Origin of the sequence: Paenibacillus sp. 8b26 (assembly GCF_050626875.1) — a bacterium.
Taxonomy (GTDB): Bacteria; Bacillota; Bacilli; order Paenibacillales; family Paenibacillaceae; genus Paenibacillus.
Genome location: NZ_CP192445.1, coordinates 2,075,053 through 2,092,594, shown reverse-complemented (window position 1 = coordinate 2,092,594; position 17,542 = coordinate 2,075,053). Strand labels below are relative to the sequence as shown.

Genomic DNA, 17,542 nt, shown 5'->3' with positions numbered 1-17,542 from the left:
AGCTGAATTAGTGAAATGATAAAGGGTGGGCAGGATGCAAAAATGGTATCAGATTTTCCAAAGAAATACGGGACTTAACCCTTATGTATGGGTCGTCTTTTATATCCTGCCCTTCTATTATTTTAGCTCCTCATCTACAAGCCATATTGTGCTGGGTACCGCCATTATTTTAGTGTTTTTTGCTTGTTATGTACTGGCTTTTGTCTCTCAAGGCTGGCTGATCTACTTCTGGACCAGTGTACAGATTGCGATATCCATTACCATGACGCTGTTATTCAGCTATATGTATTTCTCGATATTTATCGCCTTTCTGATCGGTAATATCAAAAGCAAGGCCGCATTCACTACACTGTATATTGTTCTGATGGTCTGTACCATTGGATTGATCAATTACGGCTTCGTAGCTCAAGATCCTGTTTTTATTAAGCAGCTTCCCTTTATTTTATTGAATCTGCTTGGTGTAATCTTGATTCCGATAACCACTTTTAACCGAAATAAAAGTGATCGGCTTCAAGTGCAATTGGAGGATGCCAATAAGAAAATATCGGAATTGATTAAGCTGGAGGAGCGGCAAAGAATTGCGCGCGACCTGCATGATACTCTCGGTCAGAAGCTGTCACTCATCGGACTGAAAAGTGATTTGGCTGGCAAGCTGATGGATCAGTACCCGGAGCGGGCTCACGCTGAAATTAACGATGTTCGTCTTACGGCGAGAAGTGCGTTAAAAGAAGTGCGGGAAATGGTCACTCAGATGCGAGGTATGCGATTAGAGGATGAATTACTGCGTATTCGGCAGATTTTAAAGGCTGCTCACATTGAATTCACCTTGGAGGGCGATCCGAAGCTGGAGCATACGTCCTTAATGAACGAGAATGTGCTCAGTATGTGCATGAAAGAGGCGGTGACCAATGTGGTTAAGCACAGTGGCGCTACAGCCTGCTCCATTGCCATTGAGCCGTCTCGTAAGGAGCTGACCCTTCGGATTCAGGACAATGGAGTCGGCGTTACGGGAGAAAATGCAGCCTTTCGGGGGAATGGTCTGAAAGGGATGAAGGAACGGCTCGAATTTGTGAACGGGTGTATGGAACTGCGTTCAGATCAGGGAACGGCCCTGATTATTAAAGTGCCGAATATCACTGAAAAGCCAAATGAGGAGGTGGGGCCATGATTCGAATCGTCATTGCGGAAGACCAGCGTATGCTGCTGGGTGCTTTGGCCTCCCTGCTGGACTTGGAAGAGGACATGAAAGTAGTCGGAAAAGCAAGCAACGGGGAAGAGGCTTTAGAGCTGGTCAAGCTGCATCAGCCGGATATATGCATCATGGATATCGAAATGCCAATCAAGAGCGGATTGGATGCGGCTGAGGAACTTAAGGGCTTGAATTGCAAGGTGCTGATTCTGACCACGTTTGCCCGTCCCGGATATTTTGAACGGGCCATCAAGGCAGGCACGCACGGTTATCTGCTCAAGGACAGTCCCAGTGAAGAACTGGCTTCTTCGATTCGAAGTATTATGGCAGGCCGTCGCATTTATGCTCCGGAGCTGGTAGATGATGCTTATGCCGAAGTTAACCCGCTGACCGAGCGTGAGAAGACCGTCTTGGCGCTCATTGCTGACGGGAAGAACACCAAAGAGATTGCCGGTGAGCTGTACCTGACGACAGGGACGGTGCGCAATTACATTTCAGTCATTCTGGATAAGCTGGGTGTCAGCAACCGGATTGAGGCGATTACGCGCTTTAATGAAAAGGGCTGGTTTAAATAAGCGGGAGACAGAAATGTCCTAGGAGAAACAGGGTAGCTATGAAGGAAGACATAGCCTCTCTGTTTTGTTGTTTTATTGGAGGATACATAGGAGAAAGTTAACGGAAAATACGGATTCAGGAAGGCAAGATTTGATATGCCTTTAGCCTACTTCCTTGTGATACAATAGGATAGCTATCCATGGGATGGACCGAAGTACAAGGAGGAACAGAACCACATGAAACAAGCCCCATTTATAGCTGTTGAAGGGCCGATCGGAGCAGGAAAAACGACTTTGGCTTCGATGCTTTCAACGGAGCTGCATATGCCGATTATTAAAGAGATTGTCGAGGAGAACCCGTTTCTCGATAAATTTTATCAAAATATAGATGAGTGGAGCTTCCAACTGGAAATGTTCTTTCTCTGCAATCGGTACAAGCAACTGGAGGATACCGGCCTGCAATATATCGAGAAGGCACAGCCTGTTATTTCCGACTATCATATTTATAAAAACCTCATTTTTGCTGAGCGGACCCTAAAGGGTGTGAAGCTTAAAAAATATCGCCAAATCTATCATCTGCTCACCGACGATATGCCTAAGCCGGACGTGATCATCTACATTAAAGCCGATCTGGATACGTTGCTGGGCAGAATTCGCAAACGGGCGCGCTCCTTTGAACAGGAGATGGACCCGGCCTATCTGGAGCAACTTATTATCGATTATGATAAAGGCATGCAATTTCTCGCCAAACAGGCTCCTTTTCCCAAGATATTGACCGTTAACGGGAATGAGATTGATTTTGTAGAAAACCGAGCACAATTTGAACTGATTGTTTCCGATGTAAAGGAGCTTATACAATGAATAATTACAACATCCCCGCGAATGCCCTGATTACGGTAGCGGGTACGGTAGGTGTGGGTAAATCCACGCTGACGGGGGCTTTGGCTGAACGCCTTGGCTTTAAAACCTCCCTGGAGAAGGTAGATCATAATCCTTATCTGGAGAAGTTTTATCATGATTTCGAAAGATGGAGCTTTCATCTGCAAATTTATTTTCTGGCCGAGCGCTTCAAGGAGCAAAAGAACATCTTCTTGTCCGGTGGAGGCTTTGTGCAGGACCGTTCGATTTATGAAGACACAGGAATTTTTGCGAAAATGCATGCCGATCAGGGGACGATGAACCCTACGGATTATGAAACGTATACCAGTCTGTTTGAGGCGATGGTGATGACGCCATTTTTCCCGCACCCGGATGTACTGGTCTATCTGGAAGGCAGCTTGCCATCCATACTGAGCCGGATCGAGGAACGCGGTCGTGAAATGGAGATCCAGACAGAGCGATCTTATTGGGAGCAAATGTATCGCAGGTATTCCAATTGGATCAACGAGTTCGATGCCTGTCCTGTGCTGCGTCTGAACATTGATGAATATGACGTGCATGACCCAGCTTCCATGGATGCCATTTTGGTAGAGGTAGGCAAGGTAATTTCTAAAAAATAAAAATTGTTGACCGTCCGTGAGGACGGTTTTTTTGTGTTACACATTTATAAAAATCTTGCACATATGTGCAGGTAAGCACGCTGAAAATGATCCATCAGGAATATGGACTGGCGGTCATGAAGCTGGTATATTTTGATTGATGAATACAGGAACGTATGTTCCCTATTATGTTTTCTTATTCATTGTCGTGGTATAATATGAGCAAATGGAGCTGATTCTATTGGTAGAAATGCTGGACCCCCGCAATGACTTTTTGTTTAAGAGGGAAAACCTCCATTAACGGAAATTGTACTTTTGAATCCTTATACGGATAAAGACGCACCGCGTGATAAGCAGTCTATTTTGGATATTCGGGCCAGAACGTCGGAAGGTCAGCTTATTAATGTGGAGATGCAGCTTTTTAATAAATATGACATGAATAAACGAACCTTGTTTTATTGGAGTAAACAGTATGCAGGACAATTGTATGAAGGGCAATCTTATAAGCTGTTGAGGAAGTGTGTAACGATCAACATTTTGAATTACTCTTTCCTGCCGAACAGCCGCTATCATAATGTGTTTCATTTGACGGAGGACCGTACGGGCATTCCGTTTAGTGATGATATGGAGTTGCATTTTTTGGAACTGCCCAAACTGGATGAGCACGAGATCCCGGCTGACAGCGGTGGCTTGGTCAACTGGCTTTTGTTTCTAAAGGGAAGTAATCCATCTCAATGGGAGGTATTAGCCATGAATGAACCTGGTTTGAAAAAGGCGATGACTACGCTGGAGTTTCTAAGTCAGGATAAAGAGGCGCGTTTACAGTATGAAGCTCGACAGAAGTATCTGCATGATGAGGCTTCCATGATTGAAGGCGCGAGGGAAGAAGGTTTGAAGCTAGGTAAGGCCGAGGGAAAGGCAGAAGGTAAGGCAGAAGGTAAAGCAGAAGGTAAAGTTGAAGGAGAGCGTCAAAAGGCAATTGAAATCGCACGAAATATGCTGAATATGGGGCTTGAAATTGAAGTGATTGTAAAAGCATCTGGCTTATCCGAGTCAGAGGTGCGTTCGCAGAAAGTATAAATCAGAAACAACATACAAGGACTGTGGTACAATCAGAATGAATTGGCTGATGACCGCAGTCTTTTTTTGTCGAATAGATTATCTCCAAGGACGAAGTATGCTTAACTGTATAGTGGACAAGCTTAGGCTAGAATGCGAGAATGGATACATATTTTAAATGTAAATTACTCACGGGGAAGGATGGGATACTGTGATACGTTTTGGTATTGTTGGAACCAACTGGATAACGGAGAGGTTTATTCAAGCCGCGGTAGAGACGGACGAATTTGCCCTGACGGCGGTATACTCACGAACAGAGGATAAAGGCAAAGCTTTTGCTGCCAAGAACAACAGCCATCCAGAGGTATTTACAGACTTGGCGCAAATGGCTGCAAGTGATCAGGTGGATGCCGTATACATTGCCAGTCCCAACTCCTTGCATGCGGAGCAGGCGATTGTGTGTATGAATCACGGAAAGCACGTACTGTGTGAGAAGCCGTTTGCCTCCAATGCAACGGAGGTGCAGAGCATGATTGAGGCTGCGCGCAACAATGATGTTTTGCTAATGGAGGCCATTAAGTCCACGCTTATGCCAAACTTTAAAATTGTTAAAGACCATATGTATAAAATAGGCCGTGTTAGGCGTTATTTTGCAAGTTATTGTCAATATTCATCACGTTTTGATGCTTTTAAGCAAGGAAAAGTGTTGAATGCCTTTAATCCGGCTTTTTCGAATGGCTCATTGATGGACCTTGGGGTTTATTGCCTGTATCCTATGGTGGCATTGTTCGGCAAACCGGAGGAAGTTCGCGCGGTTGGTGTGCTCCTGTCCTCTGGTGTAGATGGGGAAGGCAGCATCGCTATGCGATATCCGGATATGGATGCCGTTGTGATGCATTCCAAAATTACCGATTCATATTTACCTGCTGAAATTCAGGGTGAAAATGGAACGATGGTGATTGATAAAATTAGCCAACCGTATGAGGTGAAAATTCATTATCGGGACGGCACGATTGAGGATTTGACGAAAGCACAGACGCGCGAACCGATGTATTATGAAATTCAGGAGTTTATTGATCTGATTAAAAGCGGAGAACGCAATAGCTCCATTAACTCACTGGAATGTTCACTCGCAGTCGCCGAAGTGATGGAGGATGCAAGACAGCAGATTGGCCTTCGCTTTGAAGCGGATTTGAAAGATACGACTGCACGTTAGTTGGTTAGTGATTTAACGATATTCTTAAACAGTGAACAGGGAAACAGGGCTGCCGGTTTTGCAAACTTTGCAAACATCCGGTCGGCCTTATTTGGTTTTTATATACCTAAAAGTGTAAGCGGCTGTGATCACAGGAGGATGAAGGATGTATTCATTTTTATTGACAGATTCTCCTTCTTGTCTTAAGGTGTTAACCATACGGTATATAGTTAAATAATCCCAGCTCCGGTATAAACGGAGCCAAGGGAGCTTTTTTTAGACTATAATTCCGATTATTTCAACCGGATTACTAAAAAAAGTGGGAATGCAGAGGTGCAGATGTAAGGAGGTAAGCAGGTTTGATTAAGTTTGAACAGGTCAGCAAAATATTTTCTTTGCCCAATCGAAAGGTAAGTGCTTTGGAAAACGTTACGTTATCCGTTGGAAAAGGGGAGATTTTCGGCGTCATTGGCTTCAGTGGAGCAGGTAAAAGCACGTTGTTACGGCTTGTAAATTTGCTGGAGCGTCCCTCGGAAGGGCGAATTGTCGTGAATGATCAGGATATTACCCGGATACGCCCCAAGGAGCTAAGGGATTTAAGAAGGCGGATCGGGATGGTGTTCCAGACTTTTAATTTATTCAATTCGCGTACCGTGTATGGGAATTTGGCTTATCCACTGAAGTTGGCTAAACTGCCAAAGGTGCAGATTGATGCTCGTGTTAAGGAACTACTGCAATTTGTAGGGCTGGAGGATAAGGCAGATTCGTATCCAGAGCAGCTATCTGGCGGTCAAAAGCAACGGGTTGGCATTGCCAGAGCGCTGGCAAATTCGCCGGATATTCTGATATGTGATGAAGCGACCTCGGCGCTCGACCCAGAGACGACAGAAGATATATTAAAGCTGCTGAAAAAAGTCAATGAAGAGTATCAGATTACGATCTTACTCATTACCCATGAAATGAACGTGATCCGTAGTATCTGTGACCGTGTCGCGGTGATGGAGAATGGCAGGGTGATAGAACAGGGCAATGTGTTCGATGTATTCGCCAATCCACAGACGAAAACGACGAAAAATTTTATTCGCTCAGTGCTGAACGATCAGCTTTCACCCAAGCTGCTGAGAAAGATTCGGGAGCACCACGCCGGACGACTGTACAGACTTATTTTTCGGGATGGGGCGACAAGTGAACCCGTGCTGTCGAGGGCTACACGCAAATACAATCTGGATTACAACATCGTATACGGCAGCATTAATGAGCTACAGGGAGCACTGTTCGGCAGCCTCATTGTGGAGTTGATCGGGGCCGAAGACGAGGTTGATAAGGTCGTGGAAGAACTGCGAACGACGGTGGAAGTCAGGGAGGTCGTCGATCATGAGAGTTAATTGGGATACATTTTGGCTGAAGGTGGTGGAGGCTACAGGAGAAACGCTTCTGATGGTTGTCGTCACGCTGGTTTTCGCCAGTATTTTGGGGCTTGCCATTGGTTTGTTGTTGTATGTGACACGCAAAGGGAGCCTGTTTGAAAACAAATTTGTATTTATGCTTTTGAATTTGCTGATTAATATCATCCGGCCGATTCCGTTTATTATTTTCTTGGTCGCGATTAGCCCGTTTACGCGCTTAGTCGTGGGGACCACCATTGGAACCTCGGCGGCTATTTTCCCCATGACCATTGTAGCGGCCTTTGCTGTAGCGAGGATTGTGGAAAATAATCTGGTTTCCATTGATCCGGGGATGATTGAAGCAGCCAAGGCGTTGGGGGCGACTCCTTATCAGATCATCACGGGTGTGCTGATTCGGGAAGCGTTGGGACCTTTAATTCTCGGGCTGACGTTTATTACAGTGGCATTGATTGACTTCTCTGCCATGGCGGGCACCGTGGGCGGGGGAGGTCTGGGGAATCTGGCGATGACCTATGGTTATCAACGGTTCGATACCTCGGTAATGATTGTCACGATTGTTTTGCTGATCATTTTTGTACAGGTTGCCCAGTATGCGGGGAACTACCTGTCACGTAAATTTTTACGACGCTGATTTGAAAACAGGCATCATACATAACGATTAGAGGGGAAATGGATATGAAAAAAATAATTCGTTTGGGTTTGCTCGCTATTCTTAGTGTATCTCTTCTTTCTGCGTGCTCGGCTAACGGTTCAGGCGCAGGTGCAAATGACAAGGTGCATGTTAAAATCGGGGTTTCCGGGTCGGAAGACACATATTGGGATGTGCTTAAGAAGAAAGCGGAGGCTAAAAATATTGAAATCGAGCTAATCAGTTTTTCGGATTACACGTTGCCCAACAAGGCGCTTGCCAATAAAGAGGTGGATTTGAACTCCTTTCAGCACTTGGCTTTCCTCAGTCAGTTCAACGTGGAAAATGATCTGAACATTGTTCCCATTGGTGCAACGGTCATTGCTCCGATGGCGCTGTACTCCGAAAAATTCAAAGATGTATCGGAACTTCCTGACGGCTCCAAAATTGCTATACCGGATGATCCCTCCAATCAGGGACGTGCTTTGAAACTGCTCCAGTCTGCCGGGCTGATTGAATTGAAGAAGGGTGCAGGCTTGTATCCAACCACGGATGAGATCGAAGGCAATCCGAAAAAACTGGAGATCGTTCCTGTCGTCGCCCAACAGACGCCGCGTGTGTTGTCTGATGTAGCAGCTTCGGCTGTGAATAGCGGTGTCGCTACAGATGCCGGGCTCAAGCTGGACGCGTCCATTTACAAGGATGATGCAAGTAGCGAGGAAGCGAAGCCTTATGTTAACGTATTTGCCGCCCGTGCAGAGGATAAGGACAATGCAACCTACCAAACGATTGTGGATTTGTACCATGATCCGGAGGTCGCAGAGGCTGTAAAACAGGATTCCAAAGGAGCCAACGTAGTGGTAGACCAGTCTGCCGAGGAGCTACAGGCTACATTGGATAAGCTGGTGGCGGATGTCAAAGCGCAAAAGAAGTAAGGGCGTTTGAAAAATAGGATTGAAAGCATATTATTCTAAAAAAGAGGAGAGATTGCGATGAGTGCAACGAATACGGTGGATACACACAAGCAGCGGATTATAGAACAAATCGAGGGTTCCCGGACGCTCTATACGGAGACAAGTCGGTTTATTCATGCTAACCCTGAAATCGGCAATCAGGAATTTCAAGCTTCCAAGGTACTGACGGATATTTTGCAGCAGGCGGGTTTTGAGATAACTCGTAACGTAGCGGGTCACGAAACGGGATTTGTTGCTCGTAAGGCTTCGACCCGACAAGGTCCTAAAATCGGATACCTGGCGGAATATGATGCGTTGCCTGGCCTGGGCCATGCTTGCGGTCATAACATTATTGGGACGGCGAGTACGGCTGCTGCCATCGCTTTGGCGCAGGTGATTGACGAGACGGGAGGCGAGGTGTATGTATTCGGCACTCCGGCAGAGGAAGGTGGGCCTAATGGCAGTGCGAAGGGAAGCTATGTAAAGCATGGGCTGTTCGAAGGGATTGACGTTGCGCTGATGGTTCATCCGTCTGGTGTAACCCGGCTGACTTCGCCAAGCCTGGCGGTTGACCCGCTGGACTTTCATTTTTACGGCAAAGCGGCTCATGCAGCCGGATCACCGGAGGAGGGGATTAATGCGCTGGATGCGGTTCTTCAATTGTTTAGCGGCATCAATGCCTTGCGTCAGCAGCTTCCCACCGATGTACGGATTCACGGCATTATTACGCATGGGGGAGACGCGCCCAATATTATCCCGGATTACGCATCGGCGCGCTTTTTCATTCGGGCAAGCACTTGGCAGCGCACGGAGGAGGTTTCCGCGAAGGTTCGCAATATCGCAGAAGCTGCTGCATTGGCAACAGGGGCTACTGTGAAGATTGAACGTTTTCAAAATGAAGTGCGTGATTTCATTCTGAACGATACGCTGGATGAAGTTGTAGGCCGGGAGCTGGAAGCGCTAGGGGAACAATTGGATCGTGGACCCCGTGGCGGAATCGGCTCGACGGATGCGGGTAATGTGAGCCATGTCATTCCGACTGCGCAAGCCTACATTAAAATCAGACCGGATGATCTGATCGCTCATACGGTGGAATTTCGGGAAGCGGCTGGCTCTGCCAAGGGAGAGGAAGCCTTAGTGACTGGCGCGAAGGCGTTAGCCTTATCGGGGTTGCAGCTCCTGGTAGATGAAGCGCTGCTGGCCGCGGTAAAAGAAGATTTTAAACGTACGCATTCAGCGGCACAATAAGCATCATCGATGATGTAAAGCAGAGCGATCTATATGAATAGTATAAAAGGATATCCTACAGCCTTGTTGGCTGCATGGATATCCTTTTCATTCTATTAGGGGACGTCTGCTGCTGTGCTTGTAATACTTACGCCCTGTTCGGAAGCTGGTAAAACGTACATAATGCTATTAACAGGTTTAACGTTTGAATATGAAGCAAAATATAGGAGGCTGAAACGATGGCTTATCAAGAAATCAACGGAGTGCGCGTGTGGGGAGTACCCGATTCAGGAGCGTTATCTCAAGCCCGTACTTGTGCCGAGAACGGTAATGTGGTTCAAGCGCTGCTGATGGCGGATCATCATAAAGGCTACAGTCAGCCGATTGGTGGCGTGATGGTATATGACGGACAAATTTCACCTTCGGGTGTCGGGTATGATATCGGATGCGGAAACAAGGCAGTTAGGACCAAGCTGTCCGCAGCAGATATTTTGCCACGTATTTCATCCATTATGGATGAGATTGCACGTCATATTTCCTTTGGCGTAGGCCGTGTAAATGCGGTTCAGGTAGATCATGAGCTGTTCGATGACCCGGATTGGGCGGTATATGCTGCGATTGGGAAACAGGAGCATGACAAGCTGAAATCCTTGGCGAGAGACCAGTTGGGTACGGTGGGGAGTGGTAATCATTTTGTTGACGTATTCGTGGAGGAAGCGACAGGTCAGGTCTGGATTGCGAATCATTTTGGAAGCCGGGGCTTTGGACACAAAACAGCAAGCGGATTTCTAAACTTGGCGGCAGGGCGGGAGTTTCTCGGAAAAGCGCCGGGAGAGCATATGGATCAACCGCCAGTGCTGCTGGACATGAATAGTGAGTTGGGGGATATGTACTACCGTGCGATGCGTCTTGCCGGACGGTATGCTTATGCGGGACGGGATTATGTAATAGATCAGGTGCTTGGCATTATGGGCACCGAAGCGGACTTTGCCGTGCATAATCACCATAATTACGCTTGGAAAGAGCAGCATGATGGACGTGACACGATTGTAGTCCGCAAAGGTGCTACTCCCTCGGCTCCTGGTCAAACGGGTTTTATTGGCGGAAGCATGGGCGATATTTCGGTGATTGTACGTGGGAAGGATACGGTAGAAAATCGCGATTCCTACTATAGTACAGTTCATGGTGCAGGACGCATTATGAGCCGTACGCAGGCAGCCGGTAAAATGAACTGGAAAACCCGTACGCGCAGCGGCGGGCAGATTACGGACTTGCAGATGAAGGAAGCCGTTCAGAACTATGGTGTCGAGCTGCGCGGAGCGGGTACGGATGAAAGCCCGTTCGTTTACCGCAAGCTGCGCGAGGTGCTGGACGCTCATGCTGAGACGGTGGAGGTTCTGCATGAGCTCAAGCCTATTGGAGTATGTATGGCGGGGGCGAATGAGTTCGATCCGTATAAGGATTAATAAAAAGACTATGCATGGCAGAAGTGTTCATTCGCCGAGCATAGTCTTTTGAGTACATAAATGAGTATATAATAGAAGGAATTCATTGCTTGATGCGTTTGTTAGTAGCTCTATGTTTACAGCTTGTCAGCAAAAAGCTGTTCTTTAATATAAGAGACCGGCATTTCCTGGCCTGTCCACAGCTCGAAAGCAAGTGCGCCCTGCCACAGCATCATGCCCAGACCGTTAATGGCGGTTGCACCTACGGATTCGGCTTGTTCCATCAGCTTGGATTTAGCCGGGCTGTATACTACATCGGTCACGATCAGGTCGGAACGAAGCATGGATACATCTTCAAGCACGCTTTTTCCTTCCAGTGGTTTCATGCCGACACCTGTTCCGTTTGCGAAAATATGACTTGTGCGGATCTCTTCACGCAGTTGTTCTTGATCTTCCAGAGGATATATATTCGCTTTGACTTGGGTGTGTTTCATATCTTCATTAATAATACGGACATTTTCTTCTGCACGGGCAAAGAACTGATCATTACGGGCAAAGATTGAAATTTCAGCCAGACCTGCTTGAGCTGCTTCAATAGCAATGGGTGTAGCTGCACCGCCAGAGCCGACGAGTGTCATTTTTTTGCCTTTCAGATCAATACCGTGTTCACGCAAGTTACGAACATAACCAGATCCGTCTGTGCTGTAGCCTTTCAGCTTACCCTCCGTGTTCACGACGGTGTTGACGGCACCTGTAAATTTAGCGCTGTCGTCCAGTTCGTCAAGGTACTGCACAATGGCTGTTTTGTTAGGCATGGACACGTTATAACCGCGTATGTTCAAAGCACGCATCCCCCTTACCACTTCTTCCAGTTGTTCATTTCCTACTTCAAAGGCCATATACGCGTTGTTCAGGCCCAGTTTTTCAAACGCAAGATTATGCATAGCCGGGGACAAAGAATGTCCGATCGGTGTAGCAAGCAATCCGATTAATTGTGTTCTTCCGTCAATACGCCCAGCATTTTTCATGATATAAGCCTCCAAGTTATCTGTGTAGTTTAATGAAACACTTTTTTATATCGATAAGCAACAAACACGGCCAGCAAAATACTGACTACGGCAATCGCAATATCCAGAATGAACACGGAAGTAATTCCAAGGCTCTTGGACATGCTCCCGGTAGCTAGCGGCATCAGGATGAACGAAAGACTGGCTGCAATGTTCACGAGAGAAGTCGTAGTTCCTTTGTTTTTGCGGAAGAATTCCGTCATAACAGTGAGAGCAATTTGGAATATACCTGCGGTAGACAATCCGATTAAGAACGAACTGATTATCGTAGCGACAGGATTGTGCCAAGTAATTAAAGCCAGCAAGGAAAGCAGGGCAATAAACGGATACACAATCATGACAGTAACCGGTTTAATGAATCTGCCAAGTACCACGGCTAACAGAATAACGGAAACCAGCGAACCTATACTATAGTAGCTCAGCAGTTTAATAGCACTGGCTTTCTCCATACCCAAAGCCTCTTGCCCAAAGGTAGGAAGCCATAGCTGCACGACCATGAACAATACAGTGGAAGTAAACCCGATAATGATCAGGGACAGACCCTCCTGCCAAAACTTAGGCTCGGTGCGGAATGTATCCACGGATTGGGCAGCCTCGGTTGGAGCTTTTTGTTCCTCAGCCTTGTGATTAGGAAAGGCTGTCATCGACAAGAAGATACCGCTCAGCAGATAAATACCTGCCGGGATAAAGAAAGAGTATCCGTAGAACATATCGTGATTGATAAAGAATGCGATCATGAACGGAATAATAATGGCACCAATGGAGACGGATGCTTTAACCAGCACCGTTGCAGAGCCGGCTTTTTTTCCGAAACCTTCAATTAATGCGGGATACGTTCCCGAATCCATCATGGAGTTACAAAGTCCTGCGATAATGGCAAATACGAATGCCAACGTATAATTGGGTGCAAGGGGAATACCGATCAGGAAAATTAAATAAGCAAATGATGCAATCACAACGAGCGGCTTTCTTCCGTATTTGTCTGACATTTTCCCGGCTACCCCGAGAGCCAGCAGCTTACCGATCCCGATCGCTGACACCAGATAGCCGATGGCTGCTTTATCCGTGTTCAATTGCACGGTCAGGAAGCTCATATTTGAGGAGAGGATAACATTGATCATACCCAGAAGAAAATAGTTGATGTAAAGCCCTGTTGCCATTCTGATATAAGGATTTTTCATGAGTATAGCTCCCAACTTAATTTTTAGATCCATGGTCTAATAGTGAAATTATTCACATTGATTCTGTGCCTTTATTATATAAGGAGTGCTATTATAAATCCAATGCATATTTCTGTCGTTTTTCATAGTTTAGGTCTATAATTTAAAATATAAATTAAAGAAGGGAACTACATAATTATGAACCTGAAGCACTTACAATATTTTCGTGTACTTGCAGAGATGGAGCATTTTACCCAAGCAGCTTTACGACTATGTATTACTCAACCCAGTTTAAGCCATGCGATTTCAGAATTAGAAAAGAATCTGGGGGTTCATTTGTTTGAAAAGCAGGGGAGGAATATTCGGCTGAACAAATACGGACGATTTTTCCTGAAATATGTGGAGCATGCGATGGATGAATTGGAGAAGGGAGAGCACAACTTGCGGGAATTGGTTAGTCCAAGCCATGGGAATGTGGATCTGGCGTTCATTTACACGTTAGGCTCGCACTTCATTCCAGCGATTATTCAGGCCTTCTCCGCCTCGGATGCCCGTAAAGATATATCCTTTTCTTTTCACCAAGGGAACACGAACGATATTATCCAGGGCTTGAAGCAGGAGCATTACGATGTGGCGTTCTGTTCTCACATGGAAAATGAACCGGACGTTGAGTTCATTCCGCTGGCTCAGCAGGAGCTGGTCGTTATTGTTTCACCAGATCATCCGCTGGCTTCGCTGGACCAAATCGATCTCAAGGATACGGCGGCTTATCCTTTTATCTTTTTTAACAAGAAAAGCGGTATACGTCCCATTATTGAAAATCTATTCGCCAGAGTAGGAGTTACTCCGGAGATTATTTGCGAGATTGAAGAGGACACGGCGATGGCAGGGCTGGTATCTGTGAATTATGGAATTGCGGTCATGCCCCGAATTTCATCGTTGGATTATTTTAACGTCAAAACATTGCCTATTGTTAATCCCGAATATGAGCGTTTTATCTATCTGGCGAGCATTAAAAACAGGTATTTATCCCCGGCTGTAGTGGACTTTCGGAACTTTGCGCTAAGCTACGGTGAGGAATTTTATTTGAAAACACATCAGCGTGTCTAAATGTGTGTCTCGCAATATTTAAACTTGATAAATTTAAAAATGTGTTCTATACTTCATCATCGACACAGATGATGTGAAATGATTCACATTAGTGGCACCACAAGACTTACTCACAAAAGCAGGTGAATTCACGATGAAACGTTCTTCTTTTCCAGTGGCGACCGGCCTTTATGTAAACTATCTTCTGTTCGGTATGTTTAATATAATGCTAGCGTCACACATGTCCTTTTTAACCGAGCATTTGCATACAGATCAGGCGGGAATCAGTCTTCTGGTATCCGCAATGGGATTTGGCAGGCTGTTTACGCTGTACATATCCGGGGTGCTTTCCGACCGTTATGGTCGCAAGCCGTTTATTATAGCCGCAGGGCTACTAATGGCCGTTTTTTTGGTTGGTATACCGCTAAGCCCCAGCTTTGAAATTGCGATGGTGCTGGCTGTGCTGGCAGGTGTAGCGAATTCTTTTCTCGATTCAGGCACCTATCCAGCTCTGATCGAAGCTTTTCCTCAATCTTCCGGTTCGGCTACTGTATTGGTGAGAGGTTTTATATCCATCGGAGCGGCGTTTTTGCCGTTAATGATTATCTTTCTTATGAATCACGATATTTTTTACGGATTCTCATTCTTTTTACCGGCACTCATATTTGCTCTGAATGCGATTTACCTGTTCAAAATGAAATTTCCAGACATGCAGGTTCAGGCGCCCAAGGAGCCAGTTCACGATACTACCGTGTCTGACGTGGAACAAAAGGTGGAGCTAAAATCAAATGACCGGAGCAAGCCGCGCTTCTGGCAAGAAGGACTGTGCCTTATTGTTCTCGGCTTTACCGGGCCTACCTTGCTGTACATCGTTCAGTTGTGGCTGCCTACTTTTGGACAGCAGTTTATCGGTATGACTGAATCAGAGTCCCTGAGGTTATTAGTCTATTACAATGTCGGTTCTCTCGTATCCGTGTTCGTATTGGTGATTGTGTTAAGAAAGTGGATCAAACCTGTTCACATTATTCTCATTTATCCATGCATTTCTTTGTTGGCTTTTGGAGCATTGCTCCTTTTCAAATCACAGGCTGCGGCCATTATTAGCTCATGTGTCATCGGGTTTTCCATTTCGGGTGTGCTTCAGCTGACATTGACCGTGATGAGTGAATTTTTCAGTCAACGTAAAGGACAGATTACGGGATTTATTTACACGGCAACTTCTCTGTCATACACGGTCATTCCTGTGTTTACGGGGTTCCTTTTGAAACATTCCCAAATATCCAGTGTGTTCATGCTGGCTATTATTGTGAATGTGTTGGGTATGGTGCTGGCGGTATTTGTTAATTTCCGATACAGTACCGTTTTTCCAGCGAATCGCGAATTGCCCTCCAAAATCGCGCTGGAAACGGAATAGTAGGACAGGCTGAACCTAATCATCAGCTGGCTCATTCAGAATGCGTTATACTATGAAATATTGTAAATGCTTGATTTAAAACTATGATTTGGGAGTGAGTTAGATATGGCAAAAATCGTAAAGGTGAAAGATGTTTTGATCGGTGAAGGCGCGCCTAAAATCTGTGTTCCGATGGTGGGAGAAACGTTGGAGCAACTGAAGGAAGAAGCTACCCATTTGCGTACACTCGACCTGAATATCGTGGAGTGGAGAGTCGATTTTTTCGAGCATGTAGAGGATTTGGAGAAGGTTAAGGCTGCCTTGATTGAAATCCGGTCCATCTTGGCGAATATTCCGCTCGTCTTTACGTTCCGCAGCGCCCGGGAAGGTGGGGAAAAGGAAATCAGTACAGCGAGTTATGTGGAGTTGAACCGCACGGCAGCCGAAACGGGACAGGTAGATATCATTGATGTGGAGCTTTTTAATGACGAAGCCGATGTGAAGACGCTGGTGGAAGCTGCGCATAAGCATAACGTATCCGTGATTATATCCAACCACGATTTCCAGAAGACGCCGCCGAAGGAGGAAATCGTATCTCGGTTGCGTAAGGCTCAGGAGTTGGGAGGCGATCTGCCTAAAATAGCGGTCATGCCGACAAGTACGGCCGATGTGCTGACCTTGCTGGATGCCACCCGTACCATGGCAGAGGAATATGCAGATCGGCCTATTATTACGATGTCGATGGCGGGAAAAGGTGTCGTGAGCCGTCTGACCGGAGAGCTGTTTGGTTCAGCTTTAACCTTTGGTGCCGCTAAGAAAGCTTCCGCGCCGGGGCAGATTCCTGTCACTGAACTGAGAGAGATATTGACGGTACTGCATAGGCATTCTTAAAAGACGCATGGCATTACTGCCAGCAAGCAAGGTACCCGCAGTGAACAAAAAAGGAAGGCCCCCATGTGATAAGCATGCTGGAGCCCTCCTTTTTTGTAACTCTAATTCAATCCACGGGTGGGCTCATACAATTCCCAACCGAGATTTAGAGTTTGAATAATATAGTCTGCGACTTCTTCCGCATCCAACTGATCTGTATCGATCCTGGAGTGATTCACCGCGTAAATGTCCTGTCTGGAACGGAAAAGAGCTTCGATTTCCTCCAAATTCTTGTTTTGCAGATTGGGCCGGGTATCGATGAGCATCTTGAGTCGATCCTTCCAGGATTCCCAATTTAAATCTAAAAAGAAGACAATAGATGAAGCCAAGCAGGCCTGTTTAACCTCTTCTTGTAAAAAGGCACCGCCGCCAACCGAGATGACTTTCAGGCGGGTATTGCTGCATAGTTTGAGAATATGATCTTTTTCAATCTCACGGAATCTTTTTTCTCCATATGTTTTGAAAATTTCTGTTGTCGGCATGTTGTACTCTTGTTCAATCTCCTGATCAATATCCACAAAGTCCCGATACAGCTTGCGCGCGAGATGGGAACCGATCGTTGTTTTGCCTACACCCATAAAGCCAATGAGCACAATATTCTGTTCTCTTAATGGAATCTCTCTCTTGTTTTGCATCATAACCACTCTTTTCCCACCAGTAATGTTGAGATTGTAACGCTTCAAAGCGCTAAATACATAAATATATTATACGTTCATCAAACGTGTCATTCAATAGCATAGATCACTTTAGGAGAAAGGAACAAGATAAA

The 17,542-nt window shown here is 46.0% G+C and carries 16 protein-coding genes and 1 pseudogene; 14 read left to right on the top strand and 3 right to left on the bottom strand.

Going from position 1 to position 17,542, the window contains the following annotated elements; translation table 11 throughout:
* Positions 1–34 precede the first annotated feature (34 nt).
* The 11 genes and pseudogenes from ACQ4MX_RS09400 (at position 35) to ACQ4MX_RS09350 (ending at position 11,155) form a co-directional block, all read left to right on the top strand.
* Positions 35–1,168, top strand: coding sequence for a sensor histidine kinase (locus ACQ4MX_RS09400; protein ID WP_431090275.1), 1,134 nt, complete (start codon positions 35–37; stop codon positions 1,166–1,168).
* On the top strand, positions 1,165–1,764 hold the full coding sequence (locus ACQ4MX_RS09395) for a response regulator transcription factor (RefSeq protein ID WP_025683815.1): 600 nt from the start codon (positions 1,165–1,167) through the stop codon (positions 1,762–1,764). Before ACQ4MX_RS09400 ends, ACQ4MX_RS09395 begins: the two co-directional genes overlap by 4 nt.
* Positions 1,765–1,980: 216 nt before the next feature.
* Positions 1,981–2,604, top strand: coding sequence for a deoxynucleoside kinase (locus ACQ4MX_RS09390; RefSeq protein WP_431090273.1), 624 nt, complete (start codon positions 1,981–1,983; stop codon positions 2,602–2,604).
* A complete protein-coding gene (locus tag ACQ4MX_RS09385) occupies positions 2,601–3,242 on the top strand; it encodes a deoxynucleoside kinase (RefSeq protein WP_134911064.1) in 642 nt (213 codons plus the stop codon). Before ACQ4MX_RS09390 ends, ACQ4MX_RS09385 begins: the two co-directional genes overlap by 4 nt.
* A 205-nt stretch (positions 3,243–3,447) precedes the next feature.
* Positions 3,448–4,301: pseudogene (locus ACQ4MX_RS09380) on the top strand (Rpn family recombination-promoting nuclease/putative transposase).
* A gap of 193 nt (positions 4,302–4,494) precedes the next feature.
* Entirely contained in the window at positions 4,495–5,496 is a 1,002-nt protein-coding gene (locus ACQ4MX_RS09375; RefSeq protein WP_134914447.1) for a Gfo/Idh/MocA family protein, read from the top strand.
* Positions 5,497–5,834: 338 nt separating this feature from the next.
* The gene (locus tag ACQ4MX_RS09370) at positions 5,835–6,860 is read left to right on the top strand and encodes a methionine ABC transporter ATP-binding protein (RefSeq protein ID WP_431090272.1); all 1,026 of its coding nucleotides are present in this window, start codon (positions 5,835–5,837) and stop codon (positions 6,858–6,860) included.
* Positions 6,850–7,512 carry a methionine ABC transporter permease gene (locus tag ACQ4MX_RS09365; protein ID WP_431090271.1) on the top strand — a complete coding sequence of 221 codons (663 nt, stop codon included), beginning with the start codon at positions 6,850–6,852 and terminating at the stop codon, positions 7,510–7,512. The genes ACQ4MX_RS09370 and ACQ4MX_RS09365 overlap by 11 nt, the downstream gene beginning before the upstream one ends.
* 44 nt (positions 7,513–7,556) lie before the next feature.
* Entirely contained in the window at positions 7,557–8,444 is an 888-nt protein-coding gene (locus ACQ4MX_RS09360; RefSeq protein ID WP_431090270.1) for a MetQ/NlpA family ABC transporter substrate-binding protein, read from the top strand.
* Between the two features lie 57 nt (positions 8,445–8,501).
* Complete coding sequence (locus ACQ4MX_RS09355; RefSeq protein ID WP_431090268.1) at positions 8,502–9,710, top strand: M20 family metallopeptidase; 1,209 nt, start codon at positions 8,502–8,504, stop codon at positions 9,708–9,710.
* A gap of 218 nt (positions 9,711–9,928) precedes the next feature.
* Positions 9,929–11,155: an RtcB family protein gene (locus ACQ4MX_RS09350; RefSeq protein ID WP_431090266.1), complete on the top strand. Its 1,227-nt coding sequence runs from the start codon at positions 9,929–9,931 to the stop codon at positions 11,153–11,155.
* 116 nt (positions 11,156–11,271) lie between these two features.
* Here the strand turns inward: ACQ4MX_RS09350 and ACQ4MX_RS09345 are convergent, their stop codons facing one another.
* Both ACQ4MX_RS09345 and ACQ4MX_RS09340 read right to left on the bottom strand, forming a co-directional pair.
* A complete protein-coding gene (locus tag ACQ4MX_RS09345) occupies positions 11,272–12,162 on the bottom strand; it encodes a shikimate dehydrogenase (protein ID WP_149095944.1) in 891 nt (296 codons plus the stop codon).
* Positions 12,163–12,191: 29 nt separating this feature from the next.
* A complete protein-coding gene (locus ACQ4MX_RS09340; RefSeq protein WP_431090265.1) occupies positions 12,192–13,382 on the bottom strand; it encodes an MFS transporter in 1,191 nt (396 codons plus the stop codon).
* 177 nt (positions 13,383–13,559) lie between these two features.
* Here ACQ4MX_RS09340 and ACQ4MX_RS09335 point away from each other — a divergent pair, with 177 nt between their 5' ends.
* The 3 genes from ACQ4MX_RS09335 (at position 13,560) to aroD (ending at position 16,734) form a co-directional block, all read left to right on the top strand.
* A complete protein-coding gene (locus tag ACQ4MX_RS09335; RefSeq protein WP_431090264.1) occupies positions 13,560–14,471 on the top strand; it encodes a LysR family transcriptional regulator in 912 nt (303 codons plus the stop codon).
* A gap of 133 nt (positions 14,472–14,604) precedes the next feature.
* Positions 14,605–15,864: an MFS transporter gene (locus ACQ4MX_RS09330; protein ID WP_431090263.1), complete on the top strand. Its 1,260-nt coding sequence runs from the start codon at positions 14,605–14,607 to the stop codon at positions 15,862–15,864.
* 105 nt (positions 15,865–15,969) lie between these two features.
* Positions 15,970–16,734 carry a type I 3-dehydroquinate dehydratase gene (aroD, locus tag ACQ4MX_RS09325; RefSeq protein ID WP_431090262.1) on the top strand — a complete coding sequence of 255 codons (765 nt, stop codon included), beginning with the start codon at positions 15,970–15,972 and terminating at the stop codon, positions 16,732–16,734.
* A gap of 101 nt (positions 16,735–16,835) precedes the next feature.
* Here the strand turns inward: aroD and ACQ4MX_RS09320 are convergent, their stop codons facing one another.
* On the bottom strand, positions 16,836–17,408 hold the full coding sequence (locus ACQ4MX_RS09320) for a shikimate kinase (protein ID WP_431091291.1): 573 nt from the start codon (positions 17,406–17,408) through the stop codon (positions 16,836–16,838).
* Positions 17,409–17,542 lie beyond the last annotated feature (134 nt).